This is a genomic window from Sphingopyxis sp., from assembly GCF_035686825.1.
In the GTDB taxonomy this organism is placed as follows: Bacteria; Pseudomonadota; Alphaproteobacteria; order Sphingomonadales; family Sphingomonadaceae; genus Sphingopyxis.
This window is the reverse complement of the sequence record NZ_DASRYZ010000007.1, coordinates 497,102-522,453: the sequence shown is the minus strand read 5'-3', so window position 1 is coordinate 522,453 and position 25,352 is coordinate 497,102. Positions and strand designations below refer to the sequence as shown.

Annotated in this window: 32 protein-coding genes; 19 read left to right on the top strand and 13 right to left on the bottom strand. The window is 64.6% G+C overall.

Annotation, left to right across the window (positions count from 1 at the left end):
• Positions 1–7 precede the first annotated feature (7 nt).
• Entirely contained in the window at positions 8–532 is a 525-nt protein-coding gene (locus tag VFG17_RS20395) for a CinA family protein (protein ID WP_325031199.1), read from the top strand.
• Here VFG17_RS20395 and VFG17_RS20390 read toward each other — a convergent pair.
• Together VFG17_RS20390 and VFG17_RS20385 are read right to left on the bottom strand one after the other, a co-directional pair.
• Complete coding sequence (locus VFG17_RS20390; protein ID WP_325031198.1) at positions 529–894, bottom strand: hypothetical protein; 366 nt, start codon at positions 892–894, stop codon at positions 529–531. The genes VFG17_RS20395 and VFG17_RS20390 overlap by 4 nt on opposite strands.
• An 11-nt stretch (positions 895–905) precedes the next feature.
• Entirely contained in the window at positions 906–1,487 is a 582-nt protein-coding gene (locus VFG17_RS20385; protein WP_325031197.1) for a DUF4142 domain-containing protein, read from the bottom strand.
• A gap of 218 nt (positions 1,488–1,705) precedes the next feature.
• Between VFG17_RS20385 and VFG17_RS20380 the strand changes: the two genes are divergently transcribed.
• The 4 genes from VFG17_RS20380 (at position 1,706) to VFG17_RS20365 (ending at position 4,415) form a co-directional block, all read left to right on the top strand.
• Positions 1,706–1,912 (top strand): hypothetical protein, encoded by a 207-nt coding sequence (locus VFG17_RS20380; protein WP_325031196.1) that lies wholly within the window; start codon positions 1,706–1,708, stop codon positions 1,910–1,912.
• 108 nt (positions 1,913–2,020) lie between these two features.
• Entirely contained in the window at positions 2,021–2,791 is a 771-nt protein-coding gene (gene xth, locus VFG17_RS20375; RefSeq protein ID WP_325031195.1) for an exodeoxyribonuclease III, read from the top strand.
• Between the two features lie 230 nt (positions 2,792–3,021).
• Positions 3,022–3,498, top strand: a complete 477-nt coding sequence (locus VFG17_RS20370; protein WP_325031194.1) for a cupin — start codon at positions 3,022–3,024, stop codon at positions 3,496–3,498.
• Positions 3,495–4,415, top strand: coding sequence for an NAD(P)/FAD-dependent oxidoreductase (locus VFG17_RS20365; protein WP_325031193.1), 921 nt, complete (start codon positions 3,495–3,497; stop codon positions 4,413–4,415). The genes VFG17_RS20370 and VFG17_RS20365 overlap by 4 nt, the downstream gene beginning before the upstream one ends.
• A 6-nt stretch (positions 4,416–4,421) precedes the next feature.
• Here VFG17_RS20365 and VFG17_RS20360 read toward each other — a convergent pair whose 3' ends face one another.
• Positions 4,422–5,006 (bottom strand): urea carboxylase-associated family protein, encoded by a 585-nt coding sequence (locus VFG17_RS20360; protein ID WP_325031192.1) that lies wholly within the window; start codon positions 5,004–5,006, stop codon positions 4,422–4,424.
• Complete coding sequence (gntA, locus tag VFG17_RS20355) at positions 5,003–5,680, bottom strand: guanitoxin biosynthesis heme-dependent pre-guanitoxin N-hydroxylase GntA (protein ID WP_414712975.1); 678 nt, start codon at positions 5,678–5,680, stop codon at positions 5,003–5,005. Before gntA ends, VFG17_RS20360 begins: the two co-directional genes overlap by 4 nt.
• A 236-nt stretch (positions 5,681–5,916) precedes the next feature.
• Between gntA and VFG17_RS20350 the strand changes: the two genes are divergently transcribed.
• The 8 genes from VFG17_RS20350 to VFG17_RS20315 all read left to right on the top strand — a co-directional run bounded on the left by VFG17_RS20350 (position 5,917) and on the right by VFG17_RS20315 (position 14,372).
• The gene (locus VFG17_RS20350; RefSeq protein ID WP_325031191.1) at positions 5,917–8,136 is read left to right on the top strand and encodes a catalase; all 2,220 of its coding nucleotides are present in this window, start codon (positions 5,917–5,919) and stop codon (positions 8,134–8,136) included.
• A complete protein-coding gene (locus VFG17_RS20345; protein ID WP_325031190.1) occupies positions 8,136–9,272 on the top strand; it encodes a glycosidase in 1,137 nt (378 codons plus the stop codon). Before VFG17_RS20350 ends, VFG17_RS20345 begins: the two co-directional genes overlap by 1 nt.
• Positions 9,269–11,494, top strand: a complete 2,226-nt coding sequence (locus tag VFG17_RS20340; RefSeq protein ID WP_325031189.1) for a hypothetical protein — start codon at positions 9,269–9,271, stop codon at positions 11,492–11,494. The genes VFG17_RS20345 and VFG17_RS20340 overlap by 4 nt, the downstream gene beginning before the upstream one ends.
• 227 nt (positions 11,495–11,721) lie before the next feature.
• Positions 11,722–11,961 carry a hypothetical protein gene (locus VFG17_RS20335; protein WP_325031188.1) on the top strand — a complete coding sequence of 80 codons (240 nt, stop codon included), beginning with the start codon at positions 11,722–11,724 and terminating at the stop codon, positions 11,959–11,961.
• Between the two features lie 21 nt (positions 11,962–11,982).
• Complete coding sequence (locus tag VFG17_RS20330; RefSeq protein ID WP_325031187.1) at positions 11,983–12,738, top strand: SDR family oxidoreductase; 756 nt, start codon at positions 11,983–11,985, stop codon at positions 12,736–12,738.
• A 17-nt stretch (positions 12,739–12,755) separates the two neighbouring features.
• Positions 12,756–13,325, top strand: coding sequence for a hemerythrin domain-containing protein (locus tag VFG17_RS20325; RefSeq protein WP_325031186.1), 570 nt, complete (start codon positions 12,756–12,758; stop codon positions 13,323–13,325).
• Between the two features lie 19 nt (positions 13,326–13,344).
• A complete protein-coding gene (locus tag VFG17_RS20320; protein WP_325031185.1) occupies positions 13,345–14,121 on the top strand; it encodes a Crp/Fnr family transcriptional regulator in 777 nt (258 codons plus the stop codon).
• Positions 14,122–14,138: 17 nt separating this feature from the next.
• Positions 14,139–14,372 carry a DUF6894 family protein gene (locus tag VFG17_RS20315; protein WP_325031184.1) on the top strand — a complete coding sequence of 78 codons (234 nt, stop codon included), beginning with the start codon at positions 14,139–14,141 and terminating at the stop codon, positions 14,370–14,372.
• Positions 14,373–14,413: 41 nt separating this feature from the next.
• Here VFG17_RS20315 and VFG17_RS20310 read toward each other — a convergent pair whose 3' ends face one another.
• The 6 genes from VFG17_RS20310 to VFG17_RS20285 all read right to left on the bottom strand — a co-directional run bounded on the left by VFG17_RS20310 (position 14,414) and on the right by VFG17_RS20285 (position 20,161).
• Complete coding sequence (locus VFG17_RS20310; RefSeq protein ID WP_325031183.1) at positions 14,414–16,735, bottom strand: glycosyltransferase family 4 protein; 2,322 nt, start codon at positions 16,733–16,735, stop codon at positions 14,414–14,416.
• A 192-nt stretch (positions 16,736–16,927) separates the two neighbouring features.
• On the bottom strand, positions 16,928–17,170 hold the full coding sequence (locus VFG17_RS20305) for a hypothetical protein (RefSeq protein WP_325031182.1): 243 nt from the start codon (positions 17,168–17,170) through the stop codon (positions 16,928–16,930).
• Positions 17,171–17,179: 9 nt separating this feature from the next.
• Entirely contained in the window at positions 17,180–17,467 is a 288-nt protein-coding gene (locus VFG17_RS20300; RefSeq protein WP_325031181.1) for a hypothetical protein, read from the bottom strand.
• A gap of 9 nt (positions 17,468–17,476) precedes the next feature.
• Entirely contained in the window at positions 17,477–18,133 is a 657-nt protein-coding gene (locus tag VFG17_RS20295) for a DUF6766 family protein (protein WP_325031180.1), read from the bottom strand.
• A gap of 24 nt (positions 18,134–18,157) precedes the next feature.
• Positions 18,158–18,652, bottom strand: a complete 495-nt coding sequence (locus VFG17_RS20290; RefSeq protein WP_325031179.1) for a hemerythrin domain-containing protein — start codon at positions 18,650–18,652, stop codon at positions 18,158–18,160.
• A 459-nt stretch (positions 18,653–19,111) separates the two neighbouring features.
• Positions 19,112–20,161, bottom strand: a complete 1,050-nt coding sequence (locus VFG17_RS20285) for a flavodoxin family protein (protein ID WP_325031178.1) — start codon at positions 20,159–20,161, stop codon at positions 19,112–19,114.
• A gap of 590 nt (positions 20,162–20,751) precedes the next feature.
• Here VFG17_RS20285 and VFG17_RS20280 point away from each other — a divergent pair.
• On the top strand, positions 20,752–21,438 hold the full coding sequence (locus VFG17_RS20280; protein ID WP_325031177.1) for an MgtC/SapB family protein: 687 nt from the start codon (positions 20,752–20,754) through the stop codon (positions 21,436–21,438).
• Here the strand turns inward: VFG17_RS20280 and VFG17_RS20275 are convergent.
• Complete coding sequence (locus tag VFG17_RS20275; RefSeq protein ID WP_325031176.1) at positions 21,435–21,707, bottom strand: DUF6961 family protein; 273 nt, start codon at positions 21,705–21,707, stop codon at positions 21,435–21,437. The two genes, VFG17_RS20280 and VFG17_RS20275, sit on opposite strands and share 4 nt — an antisense overlap.
• 127 nt (positions 21,708–21,834) lie before the next feature.
• On the opposite strand from VFG17_RS20275, the gene VFG17_RS20270 reads away from it, so the two are divergent.
• Positions 21,835–22,095, top strand: coding sequence for a hypothetical protein (locus tag VFG17_RS20270; protein WP_325031175.1), 261 nt, complete (start codon positions 21,835–21,837; stop codon positions 22,093–22,095).
• Positions 22,096–22,101: 6 nt separating this feature from the next.
• Here the strand turns inward: VFG17_RS20270 and VFG17_RS20265 are convergent, their stop codons facing one another.
• Entirely contained in the window at positions 22,102–22,554 is a 453-nt protein-coding gene (locus tag VFG17_RS20265) for a hypothetical protein (RefSeq protein WP_325031174.1), read from the bottom strand.
• Between the two features lie 273 nt (positions 22,555–22,827).
• Here VFG17_RS20265 and VFG17_RS20260 point away from each other — a divergent pair, with 273 nt between their 5' ends.
• On the top strand, positions 22,828–23,688 hold the full coding sequence (locus tag VFG17_RS20260; protein WP_325031173.1) for an NmrA family NAD(P)-binding protein: 861 nt from the start codon (positions 22,828–22,830) through the stop codon (positions 23,686–23,688).
• A 233-nt stretch (positions 23,689–23,921) separates the two neighbouring features.
• Here VFG17_RS20260 and VFG17_RS20255 read toward each other — a convergent pair whose 3' ends face one another.
• Positions 23,922–24,092 carry a DUF1328 domain-containing protein gene (locus VFG17_RS20255; protein WP_325031172.1) on the bottom strand — a complete coding sequence of 57 codons (171 nt, stop codon included), beginning with the start codon at positions 24,090–24,092 and terminating at the stop codon, positions 23,922–23,924.
• 263 nt (positions 24,093–24,355) lie between these two features.
• Between VFG17_RS20255 and VFG17_RS20250 the strand changes: the two genes are divergently transcribed.
• The 3 genes from VFG17_RS20250 to VFG17_RS20240 all read left to right on the top strand — a co-directional run bounded on the left by VFG17_RS20250 (position 24,356) and on the right by VFG17_RS20240 (position 25,084).
• Complete coding sequence (locus tag VFG17_RS20250) at positions 24,356–24,523, top strand: hypothetical protein (protein WP_325031171.1); 168 nt, start codon at positions 24,356–24,358, stop codon at positions 24,521–24,523.
• A gap of 103 nt (positions 24,524–24,626) precedes the next feature.
• Positions 24,627–24,809 carry a DUF3606 domain-containing protein gene (locus VFG17_RS20245; RefSeq protein ID WP_325031170.1) on the top strand — a complete coding sequence of 61 codons (183 nt, stop codon included), beginning with the start codon at positions 24,627–24,629 and terminating at the stop codon, positions 24,807–24,809.
• Positions 24,806–25,084 (top strand): hypothetical protein, encoded by a 279-nt coding sequence (locus VFG17_RS20240; protein WP_325031169.1) that lies wholly within the window; start codon positions 24,806–24,808, stop codon positions 25,082–25,084. The genes VFG17_RS20245 and VFG17_RS20240 overlap by 4 nt, the downstream gene beginning before the upstream one ends.
• Positions 25,085–25,352: the final 268 nt, after the last annotated feature.

Genomic DNA, 25,352 nt, shown 5'->3' with positions numbered 1-25,352 from the left:
TCGGATCATGGCGCACCGGATCGACTTTACCCGACGAAAGCGCGGTCTCGCCGCAGCGCTCGAAGCCACCGGCCTCAGCCTCGCGACGGCGGAGAGTTGCACCGGCGGCCAATTGGCCGCGCTGCTCGCCGGCGACGTGAAGCTCGGACCACATCTCGAACGCGGATTTGTCGTCTATTCGAAAGCGGCGAAATGCGAACTTCTGGACGTGTCGGTCGAGGCCGCGGAACGCGATGACGCCGTCAACGCCGAGGCTGCCGAAGCGATGGCAAAAGGTGCGCTGATGTATAGCCACGCCGATCTGACGATCGCAATCACGGGTTTTTGCGGCCCGCAGCAGGACGCGGAAGAGGTCGGGCTCGTCCACCTTGCCTGCGCCGTTCGCGGCGGCAGCGTGATGCGCCAGGAATGCCATTTCGGCGATATCGGGCGCGAGCAGGTGCTCGATCACGCCGTGGCCGCAGCGCTCGATCTACTGATGTCCGCCACGCGCGCCGGAAAGGCCCTCGCCTCCCCGGCGTGCGCGAGCTAGCGGCTACCACCGACCGGCGCATCGGCGCCGTGCTTCGGACCATTGTCGGTTCGGATTGGAGCAGAACCCCCACCGCCCTGCGGATCGCTATCGAAATCCTCGGGATTACCCTTGCCGCCTGCCCCGGCACCGCTACCCGAGACTGGCCCGCTACCGCCGCCGGCGCGTTTGCCGCGGTTCGCGGCCGCGGGATCGCCCGCGTCGCGATCTTCGCGCGGATAATCGTCGGGCGTCGCCGTCCCGACATTGTCTCGATCCTCGACTTTTTCGGGAGGAAGCGAGCCGGGCGTCTTGCCCTTGTCGCCGGCCTTTTCCGGATAGGCTTCGCCCAACGGGCCGCGCGGTACATCGTCGATCGACATTGCCTGTCTCCTCAGCGCGCTGGCGCGAGCTTGTCGAGCTCGGCGATATGTTTTTCGACGACGGGGGCGATTTCGCCCGCTGCCTTTTTGAGTGCTTCGGTGTCGCCGTTCGTCGCGTAAGCCCGGTGGAGCGCGAGCGCGGAATCATGCGCCGCTCGCTGATGCGCGAGATAGATCGCATCGATCGCGGCCGCATCGGCATTCCTGATCTCGTCGAGCATCTTTTGCTGGTCGGCATCGAGCTTGGGCGCCGGCACCTCGATATTTGCCGACGATGCCGCCGCCTTGATCTTCGCTGTCGACTGGCCGTGCTGGTCGACCATCATCTGCGCGAATGTCTTGACGTCGGCCTTGCCCGACTTCGCCAGCAGCGCTTTCGAGGATTCGATTTCCCACATATCGCCGGCGCCAGCCTTCGTCACATAAGTCGCTGCATCGGTCGGGGCCGCCGGAGTTGCCGCGGCAGGGGCCGCATCGACCGGCGCCGCCATCGTGTCGGTCGTAGCGCTATTCTCCGGGGGCGCCGTCGTATCCGCGCCTTCGCCGCAACCGGCGAGGAGCAAAGCGAGAGTGAACAGAGAGGCATTCTTCATGGCATCATTCCCTTGGAAGCACGCCCGGCCCGCTCTCTTCGCAACGACGAGCGCGGCATGGAGTTCCGTTTCCCGACGCGCGCACTCAACGCCGGCTTCAAAGACCCTAACCTGTGATAAGCGAGTGTGGATTTCGCGCCGCGGCGCGGTCCGCCCGCGCAACTCCGGATACGCGTCCTACGTTGGCTCGAACAAATTGATGTTCGAAAGGGCGACAAGTGGCAACATATACGCTCCGTTATCAGGACGATGGTCTCGGCGTCGAAAAGCGTGTCGAATTCGATGCGGACAGCCCCGCTAGAGCCTTGGGGATCGCGCAAGGCGAAGCCGAAGGCCGATGGGCCGAACTTTGCATCGATGGCAAACCTGTCTGCCGCATCGGCCGCGCAGGCACCGGCGCGGGCGATTATTGGGTGATTTCCTGAGCGCAGCGATCTCGCAACGAAGTGCCGGCGCGCGGGTTCGGATTTTATGCGCGATCCGCTTCTTCATCCTGCACGCCGTTGTGCCCGCCCCTGCCGAGAGACGGCACGATGAAGATCGCCACCTATAATGTGAACGGGATCAATGGGCGTCTACCCGTCCTCTTACGCTGGCTCGAGCTCGCGAAGCCCGACATCGTCGCGCTTCAGGAACTCAAGGCGCCGCAGGAGAAGTTCCCCGAGACCGCACTCGCGGCGGCAGGTTATGAGGCGATCTGGCACGGCCAAAGCCGGTGGAACGGTGTCGCGCTGCTCAGCCGCGCAGGGACGATCCACGAAACGCGTCGCGGGCTGCCCGGCGATCCGAACGACGACCAGAGCCGTTACATCGAAGCGGCGATCGGCGGCCTGCTGATTGCAGGGCTTTATCTTCCCAATGGCAATCCCCGCCCGGGTCCGCGTTTCGATTTCAAGCTCGCCTGGTTCGAGCGGCTTTACGCCCATCTCGCGACGCTCGTCGATCTCGACGCGCCGGTCGTGATCGCCGGCGATTTCAACGTCATGCCGACCGACAAGGACGTCTATGCACCCGAGCGCTGGCGCGACGACGCGCTCTTCGCTCCCGAAGTCAAGGCGGCGTACCGCAAGCTTCTCGATCAGGGCTGGACCGATGCGATCCGTCATCTCCATCCCGACGCCACGATCTACACCTTCTGGAAATATTGGCGCGGCGCTTTCGAGCGCGACGCGGGTCTGCGGATCGATCATTTGCTGCTCAACAAGGCGGCGACTAGGCGCCTCGCTGCCGCCGAAGTCGATCGCCGGCCGCGCGGATGGGACAAGACGAGCGATCATGCGCCCGTCTGGATCGAACTGAAATGAAACGCCCATGACCCGATCGATCGCCGACTGGAGGCTGCCCGCAACCGAACGCCGAGGCCTGCCGCGCGGTTTTCCGGCGCGCTACGAGCGCGGCGACGGCGGGCATTATCGCTTCATCAGGTCGGGCCCGGCCAAGAGGCGAAGACACGATGCTATCGCGATCAAGCGATGGCAGCCGCTTGCGCGGCCAGTGCCGGTCAAGCTCCTACTCGCTCGCCGGGAGAAACAGGATGGAACGTGAAGTGCATTTTCTGGGCGGGAATGGCTGGGTGCCGAATAATCCCGCCCATCCGGTCGTCATCTATCGCAGCGCGCTGCCGGAAGGCCCCGATCCCGCAGAGCGCTTCGAACGCCTCTTTGCCGACCATGGCTGGCCTCCCGACTGGCGCGACACGATCTACGACTATCATCATTATCATTCGTCCGCGCACGAAGCGCTGGGGATCGCGTGCGGATCGGCGAAGCTCATGCTCGGCGGGCCGGACAGGCTTGCGACTACTGTCTCTGCGGGCGACGCACTGCTGCTGCCGGCGGGTACCGGCCATTGCCGGATGGACGCCAGCGAGGATTTTCTCGTCGTCGGCGCCTATCCGAAGGGTCAGCAATGGGACATCTGCCGCGATGCCCCTTCCGAAGAAGCACGCCGACGCATCGCGTCGCTGCCGATGCCCGGCGATCCGGTTCTCGGCCCGGACGGGGAACGGTGATCGCCGCCGGCACGCATGACTGCGTCATCGTCGGCGGCGGGCCCGCGGGGCTCACCGCGGCCATCTATCTCGCGCGATTTCATCTCAAGGTCTGTGTCGTCGATGCCGGCGAAAGCCGGGCGGCGCTGATCACGAAAACGCGCAATCATGCCGGCTTTCCGGACGGCATCGGCGGCGGCGAGCTGCTCGCACGCATGCGCCGCCAGGCGCAGCAATATGGTGCGTCCACTGTCGAAGCCGTCGCCGAAGCATTGCAGCGAACGCCGGACGGCTTTGTCGTCGACGTCGGAAATCGGACACTTGCCGCGCGAAGCATCCTGCTCGCGACGGGCGTGCGAAACCGCCCGCCGCCGATGATGGACATGGCGCTACACGGCGCGGCGCTTCAGTCCGGGGTGCTCCGCTACTGCCCGATCTGCGACGCCTATGAGGCGACCGACAAGAGGATCGCCGTGCTCGGCTCGGGCGAGCGCGGCTGCCGCGAGGCGATATTCCTGCGCAGCTACTCGCGCGACGTGACGCTGATCGCACCCGCCGGCCATCCCGACCTCCCGGACGAACAAAGGGAGGAACTCGCCGCAGCGGGAATTGCGATCGGCCGCGACTGCTACGATGTGCGTCCGGACGGCGACGGGATCGAACTCGATTTCGGCGGCGGGTCCCTACGCTTCGACACGCTCTATCCCGCGCTCGGCTCGGACGTGCGATCCGAACTCGCCGGAGGCGTCGGCGCCGCGCTGACCGACGAGGGATGCCTGATCGTCGATGCGCATCAGCGCACCAATATAACGGGTCTCTACGCGGCGGGCGACGTCGTGCTCGGGCTCGACCAGATCAGTCATGCGATGGGCGAAGGCGGCGTCGCGGCGACGACGGTCCGCAACGATCTGGCAGCGCACGCGCCGCTCCGGCGCTGAACCCGCCTATGGCTCCTCGACCAGATAGTGAATCGGCTTGAAGCTGCCGCCGCAACTGTCGTACGCCGAACACGCCGTGAGGCCGATGACGAGGTCCGCGAGCGCCCGCAACCGGATATAATCGCCGGCTCGGCTGATGGGCGGTAACACCCGGATACTACCCTCCTGCCCGACAGGCACATTCATGAAAATGTTGAAGGCAACCGGAATCGCATCGGCGTCGACGCCGAAGGGCGCGAGCGCTTCCGCGAGATTGCCGAAGCAGCCGCGGTGGACGGGCTTGCCCGGATAGAAGTGCCGGAACGTCGCCTCGCTGCACGGCGTGAGAAGAAAATCATGCGTGCCATTACGGTCTTCCAAGATTTCGAGCATCGGGTTCGAACGGTTCGACCAGATGCGATGGCCCTCGGTAAGCCGGATCGTCTCCTCATAGTCGAAGGTCCGTCCGTTCGAGATAAGCTCACGGATATCGTCGGCCATGAAGGCGACGAGGTCGCTTACCTGTCCGCCTTCGGCATCGATGACGCGCAGCACGCCACCCTTGCGCAAGCGAAAGGCGGTGCCGCTGCGAGGGGGAATGACCACTCTCATGGGGCCGCTCGCGGATCGTGAAATGGCGGCGTCCAGTCATCCTCCACTTCGCGGCCGCTATACTGGGCAGCTTCGCTCGCTTCGCCGTGACGCGCCAGCATCGGATTGACGCTCCCCGCGAGTTCCTCGTCGCGCGCGAGAATACGCTCGCGCATTCGTTCATAGCGCCCCTCGGCGCGCAGCCGTTCGAACTGGTCGTGAAGGTTGAAGACGAGCGCGGGCCACGCGAACCGGCGGGCCGGCCGCGAAGCGCGCGGGTGCAAACCGACGACGAAGAATGCCTCACCGCCGAAACTCAGCGAGAAATGGGGATTGGCGGGATCGGCGGAGACACGTGGGTCGGAATCAATGCCTTTCCAGGCGTCCTTGTCGGCCAGCGACTGGAGCCGCTCCCAGAGCGCGCGCTCAAACCCCTCCTCGTCGAGGTCGCGAGGCTGTTCGAAAATCACCGCGAGGCTGCGAAATCCGTCGGGATCGGCGCGATAGTCGCGCACCCAGTCCAACAGCGCATGATGGATTTCAAGATCGTTCCAAGCGCTCGAGAGGTCGCGCGCGGGCACGATGCGGATACCGTCGCCCGCCAGCGCCGATTTGGCGCCGACGCAAGGAAATTCGGGATCGTCTATGAAATCGGAAAAGGCGCTTGAAGGATCGAAACGGGTCATATCGGGCATGGGTGCGCAACGTATGAAATCGCCCCCGGCTCCCCGGCGTCCGATCGAAGCGGGTGAAATATTCGCGAAACTTGATCCAGGTTCGAATCTGGAGACCAGCATTTCGGCGGCGCGGGCTTTCTTCGTAACCGAGGTTAACCTGGGCGCTTTTCGGGCAACTTCGGCTGCCCCCGCCCGTTGCTTTGCCGGGCGGCGGATTCTGCCGTCACTCTCCCTGCTGGAAACCGAGGTGCATCATGGCGACGTCGCGTAACAATTCCAAATCGAAGCCGCCTCGCGGACAGACCGCCGCAGACATCGCCGGTACCGATTTGGGAGGGGAGTCGCCGCGCAAGACTTCGAAATTTCCGTCCGACGCCGAGATTGCGCCAGCCTATGCCGAACCCCAAGGCCCGGGCGGCGAAACCACGCAAGTCGCGGAGGAGGACCGGCCGGCGCTGACGACGCAGCAGGGCGCGCCGGTCGCCGACGATCAGAACAGCCTCAAGGCCGGCGCGCGCGGCCCGACGCTGCTCGAGGATTTCCATTTCCGCGAGAAAATCTTCCACTTCGACCATGAGCGCATTCCCGAGCGTGTCGTGCACGCACGCGGCTATGGCGCGCACGGTTATTTCGAGCTCACCGACAGCCTCGCCGACGTCAGCCGCGCCGACATCTTCCAGCGTGTCGGCGAACGCACTCCAGCCTTCGTGCGCTTTTCGACCGTCGCGGGGTCGAAGGGTTCGTTCGACCTCGCGCGCGATGTGCGCGGCTTTGCGGTCAAGCTCTACACCAAGGAAGGAAACTGGGATCTCGTCGGCAACAATATCCCGGTCTTCTTCATCCAGGACGCGATCAAGTTCCCCGACCTCGTCCATTCAGTGAAGCCCGAACCCGACCGCGCCTTTCCGCAGGCGCAGTCGGCGCACGACAATTTCTGGGATTTCGTCAGTCTGATGCCCGAAAGCTTCCACATGATCATGTGGATCATGTCGGACCGCGCGATCCCGCGATCGTTCCGTACGATGGAAGGGTTCGGCGTCCATACCTTCCGCCTGCTCGACGCGAAGGGACGCGCGACCTTCGTCAAATTCCACTGGAAGCCCAGGCAAGGGCTGCAGTCGGTGGTCTGGAACGAAGCGGTCAAGATCAACGGCGCCGATCCCGATTTCCACCGCCGCGATCTATGGGACGCGATCAACGGCGGCGATTTCCCCGAATGGGATTTGGGTGTCCAGCTTTTCGACGAGAAATTCGCCGAACGCTTCGAGTTCGACGTGCTCGACGCGACTAAGATCATTCCCGAGGAGCAGGTGCCAGTGCGTATCGTCGGGCGCCTCGTCCTCGACCGCGTCGTCGACAATTTCTTCGCCGAGACCGAGCAGGTCGCCTTCTGCACCCAGAACGTGCCGCCGGGAATCGATTTCTCGAACGACCCGCTGCTGCAGGGGCGCAATTTCTCGTACCTCGACACGCAGATCAAACGGCTCGGCGGGCCCAATTTCACCCATATCCCGATTAACGCGCCGAAATGCCCCATGGCGCATTTCCAGCAGGACGGCCACATGGCGATGCGCAATCCCCTCGGCCGCGCGAATTACGAGCCGAACAGCTGGGGTCCGGCGAGCGGCGGCCCGCGACAGGATGCGGCGCGCGGCGTTTCGAGCTTTGCCGAGGAGATCGAGGCGCCGAAGCTGCGTATCCGGCCCGAAAGCTTTGCCGACCATTATAGCCAAGCGCGGCAGTTCTTCATAAGCCAGGAACCGATCGAGCGGAAGCATATCGCCGACGCGCTCGTCTTCGAGCTGTCGAAGGTCGAGCGGCCCGACATTCGCTCGCGCACCGTCTCGCATCTGATCCATATCGACGAAGGCCTTGCGGCACAGGTCGCGGGTGGGCTGGGCATCGCCCTCCCCGATCCCGCCACCGCCGCGCGCGAGCCGTTCGCCGACCTGCCCGCCTCGGCGCCGCTCAGCATCATCCGCAACGGACCCGAGACTTTTGCCGGGCGCAAGCTCGGCATCCTGCTCAGCGACGGCGCCGATTCTCGGCTGTTCAAGGCGCTGACCAAGGCGGTCGATAGCGAAGGCGCGCTGTTCGAGGTCGTGGCGCCGAAGATCGGCGGCGTGACGCTGTCTGACGGAACGACCGTCGCGGCGCGCCACAAGATCGATGGCGGGCCGTCGGTGCTGTTCGACGCCGTCGCGATCCTTGTATCCGAGGAAGGCGCGGCCCTGCTCGCGGGCGACGCCGCGGCGAAGGATTTCGCAACCGACGCCTTTGCGCATTGCAAGTTCATCGGCCATTCGCCCGAAGCGCAAGGGCTCTTTGCCGCGGCCGGCCTTGCCGACAGTCTCGACGAGGCGTGCATCGCGCTCGCGAAACCCGGCGATGCGGCGGGCTTCGTCGAGCGCTGCCGTGCGCTCCGTCACTGGCCGCGCGAAGCGGCGGTCGATCTCGACGCGAAGCCCACCTGATGGATTTCGCCGTCGACCGGCTCGTCTTCACGCCCGACGACGTCGATCTCGCGCGCTCGCCGCTCGCGGGGCAATTGGATGCCGAAACCTATGTCCTCGGCGCCTTCAATCCCGGGCTGACGCGGCTGCCGAACGGCAATCTCCTGATCATGGTCCGCATCGCCGAGGCGCTCCGCACCCCGATCGCGGACGGCCATGTCCGCGCGATCCGCTGGGCCGATGGCCGCTACCGGCTCGACGCCTGGCCACTCGAGCTGTGCGACACCGCCGACCCGCGCAAATTCCTCGTCCGCGGCGGGGCATGGCGGGTGATGGCGCTGACCTCGCTGTCGTGGCTGCTTCCGGTCGAGCTCACCCCCGACGGGCTGGAGATCGTCGCGGCCCATTATGACCGCGCCGTCGCGCCGCAGGGCAGTTTCCAATGCTATGGCGTCGAGGATGCGCGCATCTCGCAGGTCGATGACCGCTGGTTGATGACGACCTGCTCGGTCAGCCCCGAGCGCCATTCGACGACGCTCTACAGCTCCGGCAATGGCCTCGACTGGAATTTCGAGGCGATCGTGCTCGATCATCAGAACAAGGACATGCTGATCTTCGAGGGCCGGATCGACGGTCGATATTGGGCGCAGACGCGGCCGCTCGGCGATCTTTATTTCGCCTATCCGCCGGGTTCCGAATGGCGTGCCGGTCCCTCGATCAACCTCGCGACCTCGCCCGACGCGCTCCACTGGAAGCCGCATATCGCGCCCGGCATCCGTCCCCACGCCGACACCGTCGCGACCGCGCGGATCGGGGGCGGCACGCCACCGATCCTGACCGACGAGGGCTGGCTGACGCTGTGGCACGGCGTCGAGCCCAAGGAGATCGTCGGCATCTATCGCACCTATTGGTCGCTGCTCGACCGCGACGATCCGGCGAAGGTCGTCCGCAGCGATCACCGCCCGCTGATCGAGGCCAATGCCGAGCTCACCCGCCCGATCGAGGACAAGCTCTATATCCGCGACGTCGTCTTCACCACCGGCATCGCCGATGCGGGCGATCATTATATCGTTGCCTCGGGCGAGGCCGATCTCGCCTGCCGCATCACGCATGTTCCCAAATCGGTCTTCGCGGGATCGACGGAGGCCGCGCGTTGACCGCGGCCCGGACCGGCGACCTCGAAGCCTCGGTTACACCCGAGCTGCTGGCGTTCCGCGCCGCGCTTCGCGACGCATCGGCCAAGCCGCTCAGCCGGTTCCGGATCGGCGCGCTGGACGCCGAGCTTCGCGTCCTCGGCGACGCGCTGTGGCTTATCGTCCGCCGCGGCAACCGGGGCGGCGCGGCGCTGCGGGCCGCGATCTGGTCGGAGGACGGAAAGGTTCGCCTGATGGCCGCCGATGAAAGGGAAACCGCGCGTGTGCGCGTGCGGAGCCTACTCGGCGAGCATATCGTGTCAATCCATGCGGCAAGCGACGCGCTCGATCTCGTGCGGATCATAACGCGCTTCCGGCCGGCCGCGGCCACGCGGCTGCCCTTCGTGCCGCGCGACTGCTACGCGATCGGCGCGGCGGGCGATCCGCTCGGCGCGCGAGGGCATATCGAGGCCGCGCAATGCGGCCTCAACGCCGGGCTGCTCTATTTTCGCATGGAACAGCCCGCTGCGGGCAATTTCCTCTATTTCCAGAATTTCACCGCGCTCGCCGATTATTTCGACGCGACCGGCACGACGCCCGAGGAGACCGTCGGCGGGGCCTGGCCCGAGCTCGGCTTCCGCCTCCCCGTGCCCGAGCCCGGCGACGAACACGAGGTCGCGCCGCTGCCGGCGGGCCGCGAGATCATCCTGTCCGACGCGATCCTCGTCACGCGCCCCGGCGCGCCGAACGACGAGCGCGATTCCGCGCGCCAGTTCCTGCAGATGCTAGGCGCCGTCTATCAGCGCATCGGGCGGCCCGAGACCGACTATCATGACTGGCCGGCGCGCGCCGAACGCACGCTCCGCGATCTCGGCGAGGCGCCCGAGGCGACGATCCGGCACTATGGACATAGCTATGTCCATCCTTACACCGCGGCCGAATATCCCGATGCGATGGTGCAGGTGTCGATGGTCCAGGCGATCCACGAATGGGGCCGCTGGGCAGGCACGCCGCATCCGCTCGAGGCCGAGTTCAAGGCGGGCCTTTCGCGCTTCTACGACGCAAAGCTCGAGACGCTGCGCCGCTACCTGCCCAATGTCGGCGATGACAAGGACGCCGACGCGGTCGACAGCTGGTATCTCTACCACCCGCTGCTCAATCTCGGAAAACTCGCGCTGCATGGCGACACCAAGGCGAAAAAACTGTTCCTGGACTCGCTCGGCTACGGCATCCGCTCGGCGCACCATTTCGCCTATAAATGGCCGATCCAGTACAAGGTCGGCGATTTTTCGGTGATCGAGGAAACCGCGGGCGCCGACGGGCGCGGGCAAACCGACGTCGGCGGCATCTATGCCTGGGTGATGCTGCAGGCGTTCGAGCTCACCGACGAGAAACGTTTTCTCGACGAGGCCTGCGCGGCGATCGACGCCGCGATCGGGCTCGGCTTCGGGATCAACTATCAGGCCAATCTCACCGCCTGGGGCGCCGCGGCGTGCATGCGATTGTGGCGCGTGACCAACCGCGAGGTCTATCTCGAACAAAGCTATGTCTATCTCGCGAGCTTCTTCCATCACTGCGAAATCTGGGAAAGCCGCATCGGACATGCGCAACATTATCGCAATTTCCTCGGCGTCACCGCGCTGCAGGACGCGCCCTATATGGCGCTCTACGAATGTTTCGACAGTTTTGCCGCGTTCGAACATTATTTCGCCGACAGCGGCCCCGACCTCGAGCCCGCGGCGCGGATGCTGATTGCGGAATATTGCCGATACGCGCTCGACCGCGCCTGGTACTATTATCCCGACGCGCTACCCAAGGGAGCGATCGCCGAAAAGCAGCGCGAGAAGAATGGTCATGTCGACCGGGCGCTCTCCTTCCCGCTGGAAGACCTTTACGCCGACGGCCAGCCTGCGGGCCAGGTCGGACAGGAAATCTACGGCGCGGGCGCCGCCTTCATCTTCGCGACGCGCGCCTTCCACCCGGTCGAAGGCGCGCCCTTCCTGCTGTTCTGCGACCATTTCGTGCGCGCGAGCGAGCGGCTCGACGACAAACGGATCGCGATCACGCTCGACGGCGGCGATACATGTCAGGCGCGCCTGAGCTTCGTGCGGCGCAAGCGGCGCAAATTGCCCGAAACGCGCGTCGCCGCGATCGATGGCGATGCGCTCCGCCCGCATAGGCGATCGGTCGATCGCATCGATTTTATCGTTCCTGCGAACGGGCGCCTCATCCTCGGCTGGGACTAGGCGATGGGGGCTTTGTCACCAAAGCTCGATGATCGCGGGACGATCAGCGGGCGGGCGCGCACGGACAAATAAACCTGTGATAAGGAGCGCGAAAGAAACTCCGGCCAGATCGCCGTGCCGGGCAACTATCGCCGCCGCCTCCCGTTGACCTTGTTAGAAAGGAACAACGGATGGCCGGTTCGATAGGATCACCCCGGGAGCCTTCGAGACTCTGGGCCTTCACCAAGATGCTGGGCGGTCTTTCGCTCGTCTGGATTGCGGGCCGCGCGATGCGAACGCCATCGCCCGCTGAAAAGGGCGACGATCATTCGGCCGCCTTCTGCGACCGCGAGACCGATTTGGAAAATTTCGACCAGACCCGCTCCGCGGGTCCGGATGCGATGCGCGACGAGCCGCGCCGGGCGTGGGAACCGATCGACCAGGCGCTCGACGAGTCCTTCCCGGCAAGCGACCCGCCCTCCTACTGACCGGCAGCGAAAGGATGTGCCATGCTCGACGAGAGCGACGCCCATACCCAAATACCTGACCTCAAGGGCCGCCGCGCGGTCGTCACCGGCGGCACCACCGGCATCGGCCGAGCGATCGCTGTGCTGCTCGCGAGCTATGGCGTTAAAGTCTATGTCTGCGGGCGCACGCCCGAGCACCTCGACGACGCGCTCGAACGCATCGCCGAGGTCGGTGAAGGCGGCGGAATCGACGTCGACCTCTCGATCGCCGAAGATGTCGACCGCTTCTTCGAGGCCGCGGAAGACTATCTTGGCGGAATCGACATTGCGGTGATCAATGCCGCCATCCCCGCCGACGCGCTCGCCGACGCAGGCGAAAGCGAGGCGCGATACCAGATTGACACCGATCTGACCGCCTATCTGATCTGCGCGCAGGAAGCGGCGCGGCGGATGGACGCGGGAAGCGACATCATCTTCATCGGGTCGATGTCCGCGGTCTCGCGCTCGCCGGGCAGCTCGATCTATATCGCCGCGAAATCGGGGATACAGGGTTTTGCGCAGGCGTTCCGCAAGGAACTCGCCGAGCAGGACATCAAGGTCGGGTTGATCGAGCCTGGCTTCACCGGCGCCGATTTCCAATATCCCGAGTTCCCGCCCGAGAAACAGCGCGAGCTGATCCATGCCGATCAGATGCTGCGGGCCGAGGATATCGCGGTCGCGGCGCACTTCATGCTCACGCAGCCGCGCCGAACCGCCGTTTCGCTGATCCGTGTCGAAACGCGCCTCGAACATCCCTGAGCGAAAAGGAGATCATCATGACAAGCCGCCCGCAGAGCCAATTGCTCACCCACCCGGCGGGGCTCATCGGCGCCGCCGCCGCCGGCTTCATCGTCGGGCTCGCCGCCAATTTTGGACGCAAGGCGATCGTTCAGGGCGTCAGTGCTGCGCAGGGCGAATGGGATGCGGGGCTCAAGGCCGAGCATCGCATGGCGCTCGGGATCTTCGATCTCATCGAAAAGACCGGTGCCAGGGATGTGAAGAAGCGCAAGATTTTGCTCGTCCAGCTCAAGCACGCGCTGTCGAAACATGCGTTCGAAGAGGAAAATGTCATCTATCCGGCGATGCGCGATCACGGTCAGGTCGAGGAAGCCGACAAGCTTGTCCACGACCATGGCTATGTGAAGCAATATCTGTTCGACCTATCCGAACTCGACCCCGCCGATCCGACATGGATCGCAAAGCTGCGCGAATTCCGCTCCGAACTCGAAGCACATATTCGGGAGGAAGAGGAAGAGCTGTTCCCCGCGCTTCGCGACGCGCTCGGCGAGGAAGGCAATGCGCATGTGACCTCCGTCGTCAACAAGGCGGGCTTTGCCGCGGCGTGATGGCGAGGATCGCGAAACCATGACCGGAAACACGCCGATCGCCGAAGCGCCGGTCGGCGCCCCCGCGCCGGATCCGCGGCTCGGAATCTTCCTTCGCAAGCTATTGAGCCACAGCTTGCTGTCGGCCGAGGATCAACGCCTGCTTGCATCGGTGCCGTTTCAGCTCCGGCGGATCGAGCCCAACGAATATATTCTGCGCGAGGGCGATCCGACGCATGTCTGCCCGATCCTCCTCTCGGGCTTCGTTTTCCGTCAGAAGATCGCGGCCGACGGCGGGCGACAGATCGTGATGCTCAAGATTCCGGGCGATCCGCTCGATTTCCAGTCGATCTATATGCGCACCGCGGATCACAGCATCCAGGCGATGACCGAAGTCGAACTGGCGATGGTGCCGCTGCCCGCTCTGGAAGGGCTCGTCATCGCACGCCCCGCCATCGCGCGGGCGGTACTCGTCGACATATTGATCGAGGCGTCGATCGGCCGCGAATGGCAGCTCAACCTCGGCCGGCGTCATGCGCTCGAACGGCTCGCCCATTTCCTGTGCGAACTCGTCCATCGCATGCAGATCACCCAGCCCGAACTCGGCGACCAACTCGCGCTGCCGATGACGCAGGAACAGCTCGCCGACATGCTGGGGCTGACGCCGGTGCACGTGAACCGGACGCTTCGCGCGCTCGACGGGATGGGGCTCATCGCGCGCCGCGGGCGCCGTGTCCATGTCGCCGACTTGCCCGCGCTTTGCCGCATCTCGGGTTTTTCGCCCACCTATCTGCACCGCGGAAATCACGGAAACTAGCAGGACAGGAGACCGCCATGCCGCGTTATTTTTTCCACACCCGGGACGGAAAGCGCGATCTCGACGACGACGGAATGGAGCTTCCCGATGCCGGCGCCGCGCGGCGCGAGGCGGTGCGCTTCGGAGGCAGTCTGCTGAACGACGATCCCGATATGCTGTCAAACGACCATGGCCTGCGGGTCGAAGCGGTGGACGAGGATGGCGCGCTCTGCTTCGCGGTGATTATTCTCGCGGTGGATGCCAAGGGTTAAAGCAGCGTCCCGCACCGCGCCTGCGCCGCCGGCGCCGGGCGCTAGGCCAGTTCGCGAACGGCGTCGGGGCGGCTTTCGCTGGTCTTTGCGCGAGCCCCATTCCAGAAATGTGCCTGCATCTCTTGCCAGGCGAGATGAAAGGCGAGGGTCGATTCCGCTCCGACATTCGCATTGACTCCGCGCGGCGTAAGGCCGTCGAAACAACGGCCGCTCCGTACGCTTCCGAGCATCGCCCCGCGATCGTTCGCGCCGAAAAACCAGCGCCAGGCGGCGTTCGCACTCTCGCGCCAGCGCGCCGAGCCGGTCGACCCGAAAGCCTGCCCGCACGCCGCGATCGTCGCCCATGCCTCGAGTGGCTGCTGATCGAATGGCAGCGCTTCTTCCTCACGGCCAAAGCCCTCCGATCCGGCGGGGCGAAAAAATCCCTTCGCCGAGGTCTGCCGGCCGCAAAGCCAGTCGAGCGCGGCGATGCCCGCTTCTTCGAACGGCACCGACCCGGCGCGCCGGCCGGCGCGGATCAGCGCCTCGGCAAGGCGCGCATTGTCGTATGACAGGCCCGCTTCGAACCAGTCCCAGCCAGGGCGCCGCGACAGTTTCCAGAGCGCGTACAGCAAGGCGCTGCCGCGCTCCATAATTGCCTGCGCGCCCATGTGTCCGGGGTGCCTGTCGAGCAGCCCGTCGGCCCCGAGCATCGCGAAGGCGACGGCGCGAGGACTCTTCAACTCAGCCGCCATTTCGGCTGCTCTGTCGAACCAGGCGAGCGCCCAGTCGGCCAAGCCTTTCTCAGGCGAGCGTCCCGCGCAATGACCGAGCGCCCAGAGCGCGCGGCCGTTGCTGTCTTCGGAGCCCTGGTCCTCGAGCCAGCGCCGGTCGTAGCTCATGAAGTTGCGGAAACGGCGGGCGTCGGTGTTCCAGCCATGCTGGAGAAAGCTCGCATAGCGCAGCGCGAGCCGGTCACGGTCGCCGCTTCGCTCGCCAAGGCAGGTGATCAGCATCAGCGCGCGAGCATTGTCGTCGATGCAATAACCGTGATTGCGGTCGGGAACGATCCCGCATCCGTGCTGCAATATACCGACATCGTCGCTCATCGCTGCGACGGCTTCCAGCGACGGCATCGCACGCGTGTCGGCGATCGCAGGCTTGGCGATCGCCTCGCCGATCAGCGTCACGAACTGTTCGGCGATCACCGGCCAGGCAGTGCGGCGTCCGCGCGCATAGGCGCGGGCCTGAAGCGCGCTGCGCTCTTCGGGGACCGCGAGCAGCAGCAACACCGCTTCGGCGATCGCGTCGCTGTCGACCTGCGGCAGGAGGATCCCGACATCGTTCGCCAGCAGCTCACGCGCATGCACGAACGGCGTCGAAACCACCGCGCGGCCGAGCGCGACGGCATAGGCGAGCGTTCCCGAGGTGACCTGGGCAAGATTGGGATAGGGCGCGAGATAGATGTCGCAAAGCTCGATCTGGTCGAGCAGTGCCCCGGTGTCGAGAAAGCGGTTTTCCCACGCGATATTGCCCGCGACGCCGAGGCTTTCGGCGAGCGCCTCGAGGCTTTCGCGATAGGCTTCGCCTTCGGCCGCGACCAGATTGGGATGCGTCGCGCCGACGATGCGGTAGAGGATGTCGGGATATTGCGCGGCGATCGCCGGCAACGCGCGAATGGCCGTTTCGAGGCCTTTCCCCGGCCCGATCAGCCCGAAAGTCGAAAGCACCGGCCGGTTGCGGATCCCGAGATTTCCGCGCAGCGGCGACCTTTCCAGATAGGGCCGGTCGGGCGTACCATGCTCGATATGGACCACCGCTTCGGGCGATGCACCATAGACGTCGACGAGCGTTCGGCGCCCGAAATCGCTCATCACGACGAGCCGCGACGCGCGGGCGACAAGCCGTTCCATCACGCGCCGCTGCGCATCGTCCGGCTCGGCGAGCACCGTGTGCAGCGTTACGATCAGCGGCGCGGCGAGCCGGTCGACGAGTTCAAAAACCATCTCACCCGCCGCGCCGCCGTAGATACCGAACTCGTGCTGAAGCCAGACCGCGTCCGCGCCGCTGGCGTTGATGGCTTCGCCGGCCGCCCGATAGGAGGCGGGATTGGCTTCGTCGATCGTCTGGCGGACCGCAGCGTCGCCGGGCTGCGCGGGCGAAGCGCGCATCGCATAGACGTCGACGGCGATCTCCGGATGCGTGCGGGTCAGCTGATCATAGGTGTCGGCGGTGAAAGTCGCGATACCGCATTGGCGGGGACGGAAACAGCCGATCAATGCAATATGACTGGAAAATTCGCGCGCGACAGGGTGGCGCATGACCCGTGTCGCGTCATCCTCGCAATATGCCGGGCAAAAGACGCTGTCCGCTTCATATTTCATCGTCTGGCCTCTCGTTCGGTTCACGCAACTCGTCACGCGCTCCATCGACCATCGGGGCGGCTACGAAGCGCGGTGTCGCCGTAAAACCAAACGATTGCTGCGCCGCAGCAGTTGCCCTCACCCGTGCCGCGCCGACGGTTTTTTTACCTTCCGATAACCTATGTTTTGAGGCGCCGGTGGCGGGCGCGAGCTTCAGCGGCGATGGCCCGCGTCGTCGCGGCCGGCGCGCGTGTCATCCTCTTCGCCTACCCGCGTTCCGCTTTCGGGATTATAATCCGCGGACACGGCGCCGCCGCTCAGCGGATCGCGCTTGGGCTCGCGATCGAGCGTGTCGCTCGGACGCCGTGCCGCACCTTCGGGCTGGTTCTCGGTCGAAATGTTCGGATTGCGCGTCTTTTGGGTGGGTACGCGATGCACCTTCCGCTCCTTTTCCATTATGACCTCCTATTCGACTATGGTTTCGTCCTCGATCGCAGCCGCGATCATCCGCTCCCATATCGCCGCGTCGCCGACCGCGAGCATCCGCCCGCTCGGCTCGCGCAACGTCCGCAGAACGGCGAGCGCCGCGCCGCTGTAATCCGGCCAGATCGCATCGACCGCGGCGCTCGCCGACGCGAGATCGCCTTCCGCGTTGCGACTGACCGCCTGCGCCGCGAGAACGCGCGCGATGCGCTCGACCGGCGGGTTCACTGCGGCATCCCACAGCATCATATCTTGCGGCTTGCGTTCCATCGGGCGCTCTCAATCGCCGGTCCGGGAGTGGGGCGCCGCGACCGGCTTCGATTCCGGCGATTCGCGCTGGCGAAGGAAAATCGACAAGACGACAAGCACGGCCGTCGACAGGAATTCGCTCTGCCAGTTCTGGAAGGATTCGAACCACAGCTGCGGATCGCCGAGATAGGCGAACAGGCCGGGTGCTGACTCGCCATGTTCGACGGCTTCCTGCGCTGCAGCCTTCGCGCTCTGCGTCCAGTGCACAAGGAAGGAAAGCAGGAAAAGCAAGGCCAGAGCGATGCCGAGCGAACGCGCATAAAGAGCCCGCGCGAGGCGCCCCTGACGAAGGACGGCCGGCGCATCGCCGTTCGTCGCTTGCGCGCCGAGATCCGCATCGCGCGGCGGCGCGTCGGGGTCCCTCGATTCCGCCGACCCGCGCTGCACGAGAATTGCGGTCAACACGACATAGGCCGACATCTGGAGAAATTCGCTCTCCCAATTTTCGAAGACCGACGAGAGAAACTCGGGGCTCGAGATATAGGCCACGAGCGGGAGCGCTTCCGAGCCGTGGCGCGCCGCATCGAGAACCGCGACGCGCCAACCGGTCAGCAATTGTCCGACGATGCTCCCCGCGAAGAGAAGCAGCAGCACGATCGTGAGACTATTGTCCCGAATGAATCGCATCGGAAAATCTTTCGGCCGATCCGCTTACATCGTCGCGAATTCGGCGGGGGGCAGCCCGGCGGTTTCGGCCTGGCGCTTCAGCTCGTCCTTACGTGCCAGCATCCTTTCGCCGAGCGCCTCGAGGTCGACATCGGCGGCGCGCGCCTGCTGGAACATGTTGCCGTGCTGCTTTTCTTCTTCCTTCACATGATGCTTGATCTCTTCGGACAGCACCGTGACCTTTGCTTCGAAAAATTCGTCGTCGGGGCCCGAAGCGACGATCTCGTTGATCAGCAGCTTGGCGCCATCATGCTCGACATAGGCTTCCTTGAGCAAATCCTCGTCGATCTTGCCCTTGAGCGCCGGGTAGAAGACTTCTTCCTCGATTTGCGCATGAATCTTGAGCTCGGTGCAGATGCGATCGGCGATCTTCGCCTTGCGGTCGCTGCCGCTTGCCTTCTCGAACTCCTCGAACAAGGCCTCGACCGCGCGATGGTCGGCGGCGAGGATGTGCGTCGCGTCGGTATCCTGGGTTTTCATGTCGATCCCTTTCCTTGCCCCGCCCTGATGAAATCATTCCCTCCCGCGAAAGTTGCGCATCGGCTCAAGCAGAACCGGGCCGCGACGGAGCACGGCCCGGTTTACTCGAACTGGGTCAGCGGCTCTGGCTGCCCTTGTTCTTGTCGCTGTCCTGCTTGCCGCCACCCTGCTGGCCGCGGCCGCCCTCCTGCTGGCTGCCGCCCTTCTTGTCCTGGTTGTTCGCCATGACATATTCCTCTTTCCATGATCGCCAAACGGCGGGCGCAGGAAAAACGCCCTCGCAACTCGGTTTGTTTCGAACAATTCGATCGACCAAATCTATGTTATGAGGATTTTTCGCGATCGTTCTTCCTTAGCCCGGCTATCGTCCGCCGCTCCAATAGCGACGGGCAAAAATATGCTGTCGCGACGTCAAGGAAGACGATCAGGAGCTTGCTCGATAGCCGGGCCCGGGAGTTTCTATTTATCGCGTGGCGCCTCAAGCCCCGCGCCGGCGATGAGCTGCTTGCCTGATCGTTTCGCACGAACCGCCTCGAGCAGGGTACGGGCGGCATTGCGTACCTCTCCCTGCACGGCGCGATCCTTGTCGAATGCCGTGTGGCTCGTGGCATAGGGCTCGAAATATCCGATGTAGCGATCGAGTTCGGCGCGCGGACCTGCAGGTGCCATGTGGATCGACGTCATCCAGTCGGAGAGTGAGCGGCGCACATTCTCGGCGCCCTCGACATCGCCATGCACCACGACCGCGAAGAGCCGGCCTTCGAGTTCGCGGTGATAGTCCCAGCCGGCAAGCTCAAGCGCTTTGGCTTCGGCTGCGTCCTTTCCGTGCGTCGAGGAGGGGTCGTAGTTCGCGCCGTCCATGCAGACCATCCGGTCCATCATCAGCTTGAGCGGCGAGGAGGCCATGAACCAGTTCACCGGCGAGATCAGAAACACGCCGTGCGCGCGCAGCCACATCGGATAGATGTCGTTCATCCAGTCCTGCGTCTGCCCGAGCGAGTGGTTGGGATAGCAGCTGCACGGGAAATGGCAGAGCGCCGCCGACGTCGAATAGCAGGCCTTGCACGGATGAATATTGCGACCATATTCCGATGCGAGCCGGCTGAGATCGAGCATCTCGACCGCGGTGTCGTCGGCATCGAGCACACGCCGGGCGATTTCGGCGATCCGCCAGCTTTTCGACATCTCGCCGGGGCAACTATGCTCCGAGCGCGGGGAGCCGTTCACGATCAGGATCCGGCAAATGCCGTCTGCGCGGTCATGTTCGTCCCTTGCGGCATTCGCCGCGTCGCGCGCGCGAAGCCAATCGACCGAGAGGTCGTAATCGGGATCGGCGAAGCCTTTGCCTGCCTTCACCGTATGCGGGCTCTTGCGCTCGTCGCGATAGGCCTGCCACGCGACCTCGGCCACCCGATCGAGCTGCCCGCGCACCTCGTCGAACCCATCGTCGATGAATTGCTCGAGATAGCGCGACAGGAACTCGGCCTTCCGCAGCCGCGGACTCGGCATGCCCTTGCGGGGAGGTGGAACTGCCGGAGGTTTGGCCATCGGCAGCAAAACGGTTGCCGGAAGATTGGGTTGCGAACGCGCGCCGACCGCGAAGCGCTTCAGCCGCCGCATTGAGACCGAAGCTGCGCGCAACGCCAATTCAGATAGGCGCTACACATCGCGATGAAGGAGGCGACACTGCCGCCCGCGCCGCCCGCATCCGATCACCGAAGACGCACCGTCATATCCGGATTTACCGACGGAACTCTCGGGTCGCGCTTATATGGGTGAGCCCGTCCAGGCCTTGTCACTATCCGCTGCATAAGGATGGAGCCGCGTCAGGAGGCGCTTCCGCCCTCCAGCGACCTCGGCGAGAAACGCGACAGAGCGCTCGCGATCGAGGCCTACGGGCACGAGTGCGCCGGAATCGATCCTCTGGATCAGGTCGCACACGAACCGAAGCTCCTGCTCGGCAATCGTGAAAAACTCGTCGCTCCGGTACATGGCGGGAAAACGCCCGACCCGCAAATCGGCTCCATTCCGGCCCGATCCCGACAGGCGCCTCTTGTCCTAGCCGGGGAACCAACCGCTGTGCCGCGCGGTAACAGAATATGGAATTCTTCACGTCCGAACTCATCGTGCCCGTTCTCGGCGCGTCGCTCGCCGGCGCCGTTATCGGTGCCGAACGAGAATATCGGGCCAGCCCGGCCGGGCTGCGCACGCATATTCTCGTCGCCCTGTCTTGCTGCCTGCTGATGCTCTCGGCGGTGCATCAGATGGCATGGCTCAACGACGCCCCGATAGAGGTGATCCGCATCGATCCGGTGCGCATGGCGCACGGAATATTGACCGGCATCGGCTTCCTGTGCGGTGGCGTCATCTTTCGCGAAGGATTCAATGTTCGCGGGCTGACCACGGCAGCCTCGCTCTGGACGACTTCGACCCTCGGCATGCTGTTCGGAATCGGCTTCTACGAGCTCGCGGTTTTTGGCGCGGGCGCGACGCTCGTGGTGCTCGCGGCGGTCTCGATCACCGAACGCTACGCCCCGCAGCGTCGCATCGCCCATGTCCGCGCCAGCTATCGACGCGGCACCGCGATGACGCTGTCCGCCTTCAGGGACCTGCTCGCGAGCATGGAGCTCAAGTTCATAACGATCGACCAGGAACTCGACGGCGACAAACAAAGCTTCAGCGCGATTGTCGGCGGTTACGACGAAGCTTGTGCCGAGGACCTCGCGCGCCTGTGGTCCGCGGATGACGATGTCTCGGGTTTCGAAATAAGGCCCCAGCAAGCCTAGTCCCGGATCGCGGGGATTCCGGAAAAGTTCGACGACCGGCGCGTGACCGACGGGGCGGAAGGTTTTTTAATCGCACGCCCATCGAGGCGGATGGCATGGAGGTCGTTCAGGCACGCTGCCACCTCCAGCCAGAAATCGGCTTCGGCCGGGTCTCCGGCTTCGCGCAGCTTCCTGACTCTCTCGGCAAGGACATCCGGTCCGCGATCGCCATGCTGATTTTCGATGGCGAGCGCCTGTCCCCAAAGGTCGTGTTCGGCCCTGGCTCCCATGGGTGCGACTCCATTTTCTCCGCACATCCTAGCATCAAGTTAGCGCGCCGTCCAACCATCGCCCATGGCGGAGCGTTCGGCCAGCTCGCGCGTAGTATCGGCGGATCGGCATTTCCCGGAGGACCCCATGGCCATCGAATGCACCGCCTATCGCGACGACAAGGGAGGATTGCACTCGACGCCCGAGAAGGCGACGCTCGCCGATCTCGCCGGCGTTCTCGGCCGCGTGGGCGAAGAAGGCGGCATGACCGCGGGGGTCGCGAAGCTGCTATTCGACAAGCGCGAAGAAATCGAGCGCGTCTTCGCCGAGCACGACCGGATGATCGAGGCGGCAGACGTCGCGGTCGAGCAAGGAGGCGACGTCATTCCGATCAAGGAAGCCAAATAGCCGCCTTCAGACCGGCGAATGCTGGTGAAAGGCGAGCTTCCAACCGTCCGGGCGACGCCGGTAGGCCGAACTCACCAAAGCGGCATAGGGTTCGCCATCCGCGCGCGTCACCTCGGCCCGGTAGCTAATGACCGCAAAATCCTCACCGGCCTCCAGAAGCTGACGATCCTTCATCGTGAGGCCCTGCCAGCGGTTGGCGCTGGTCGCGGTTGCCGCGACTTCGGCGCGCGAATGCACGCCGTGCATCTCCCCCATCTGCGGAAAGGCAAGCAGGCATTTCTCATCGACATGATCGAGGAAATGCTCCTTCCCCTCGAGCCAGAAGCCCTCTTCGATTTCGTATAGCTCGTTCCCGAGTGTCATCGTCTCGCTCCTTCGATGATGGACCGGCCGATCACGGCTGCGCCATTTCGCAGGGGTTCCCTGTGCGGACATGCGATCTTCGATCGCCGACGACATCCTGCCGATCCACCTGCCCTGCCCTCAACCCGCACCAATCGGCGCTGGTTGCATCGGAGGCCAATCCGCCGGTGACCCAGCCTTCCATCCACGTGGCTTCGCCGGTCATCGCCCGGACGGGCTGGGCGCGAAATGCGCGACAGGGCAGGTTTCAAACTGTCCGGCTAGATGCACAGGCCAGCCCGTTACCGGTCGGGCAAAGTTCGACGTGCCGCCAAGGCCCGGAAACCATGGGCATGATGATCCGTTGGCATCGTCGATTGGAGAAGATCGATGCATATTGTCATGGGCGCCACGGGCCACGTCGGATCCGCGGTGGCGGAGACGCTCCTCGCGCGGGGCCAACCGGTCGGAATCATCACGCACGATCCTGCCCACGCCGATAGCTGGCGCGACACGAAAGCCGAGATCATCGAAGCGGACGTAAACGACGTGCGATCGTTGCGCGCGGCCTTTCAGCGCGGCCGCCGCGCCTTCGTGCTCAACCCGCCCGCCGGCATCGAGACCGATACCGACAAGGTGGAGCGGAGCACGGCCGCCAATATCCTCGCCGCGCTCTCCGATTCCGGGCTCGAGAAAATCGTCGTTGAATCGACCGCCGGAGCGCAGCCGGGCGACCGTATCGGCGACCTCAATGTCTTGTGGGAGCTCGAAGAGGGCGTTCGCAGCCAAAGCATTCCTGCGGCAATCAACCGCGCGCCCTACTATTTCAGCAATTGGGACGAGCAGCTGGGTCCGGTTCGCGACACCGGAAAGCTGCGGACGATGTACCCTGCCGATCTCGCGCTTCCCATGGCCGCACCGCGCGATCTGGGGAGGGCGGCGGCGGACCGGATGCTGTCGCCGCCCGCTGAGGGCGGGGTCCTTTATATCGAAGGTCCCGATCGCTATTCGTCGAACGATGTGGCGCAGGCTTTCGCCAAGGCACTCGGCCGGCCGGTCGAGGTCGTGGTAACGCCGCGCCACCAGTGGGAGGCGGCCTATCGCGAACTCGGCTTTTCGGATTCGGCCGCAAGTTCCTATGCCCGGATGACCGCGGTGAGCCTCGACTGCGGGTTCGATAACGACGAAAGACCCGTCCGGGGAGATACGACGCTTGACGAGTATATCGGGCAGTTGGTGGCGCGATCATAGCAATGTTGCGCGATGGTTGCTGGGGTACAGCGAGCACAGACTGCCAGCCGCCTCTTCACCCGAAATAGCGTCGGTCAGGGATGACGGGAGGATGCTCGTGAAGCTTGGCACTTGCGCCTTTCGGGCCGGCCGACACGAGGAAGCCTCCTCAAACGGATGCCGGCAACGGTGACGTCGCCGGCATCAGGCAGGGGTCGGGGCGGAGGAGTGCCCGTCCCGTGGGGGTCAAGCAATCAGGGGAGCGTGCGGCGGCCCCGCCCGAAGAGGAAGGCGACGACGAACAGCACAGCAGCGATTACGAGAAGGATTTTGGCAATATCAGCCGAAAGGCCGGCGATCCCGCCGAAGCCGAGCAGTGCCGCAACGAGCGCGACGACCGCGAAAATAATAGCCCATCTGAACATCGAAATTCTCCCGTCGGGGCGAGCCCCCGCATGCCCTGTTTGCTCGCGCAACAAGGCTTCGGCGGGGCCGCCAAATCCATCCATGCCGGATGCCGTATTCAACGCCGCGAACAGGGAATTGGTTCCGCGGCGGAGGCGCTCGATCAGCCTCGAACCTATTTGCATAACCTATGTTAAGATGATGATTTTCCGGGAACAATTGGAAAACGCCCTGCGTCTTCCTGATGCCCATCCCCGGGCTCGTCAATATAGGAGAGGCCATTATGGCGCAGAACAGCCAACAGGGCGGCAACCAGCCGAACCAGAACCCTGGCCAGGATCGCCAGCAGGAACAGCAGGACCCGAACCGGCGTCAGCCCGGGCAGGATCAAGACGATGATCAGGGCGGCAACCCGACCCGCCGAGACGACGAAGATCGCCAGAACCGCTGATCGCCAGCACGACAGACGGGCGCGCCTGGTTGCGCTCGCTGGGCCGGGTCGCCGCTCCCGCGCGACCCGGCTTCGCTGTGCGAGGACAAAAGGGAACATGTTCATGGCAGACGACAAGGGAAACATCGGTTCGCCCGATCGCGATCGCATCAGTCTCTCGGAAGATTATGAGGTTCGCGACTGGACGAATTCGCTCGGCGTGAGTGAAGCCGAATTGCGCGAAGCCGTCGACGCGGTCGGCAATAACGCCGGTCATGTCCGCGCCTATCTCAAGACCGGACGATGACTGCGGGCGAAGACTGGGACGTTGCCGCGACCGCACCGGTCGAGCGTATCGCGCGCGTGCTCGCGGCGCATGACCTCAGCAAGAATGCCGACGGGGATATGCACTCGGCTGGCGAGGCGGTGAACGCGCATTGGCCCGATTATACGCCCGTGGCGCTCGCCATCCTGCGCACGCTCCGCGAACCGAGCGGCCGGATGGCCGCCGCAGGCGACGCGGCGGTCTGGGAGCGAATGATAGCGGCGGCGATCGACGACGAAACAATCGCCGAGAATTAAGCAAAGACCATGACGGGCGGCTTTGCGTGAAGAGCGACGACGGCGGTTCGGCGAGCCGGGGCCGAGACCTCAGGGCGGGACGCAGCCTCTGATGGACGCCGCCGCCGCCAGTGCCCAAGCGCAGCAGTTGTCGCCGAGGACCGGAAATCGGCTCTGTGATGCCCCCCACCGCATCGCCGCGACGCATCTTCACGACATCGAGGCAAGGTCGCCGATCTCGGAAGCCGACAACCACGGTCCCGGCGCATGGCGGGCCAAAACCCGCTTT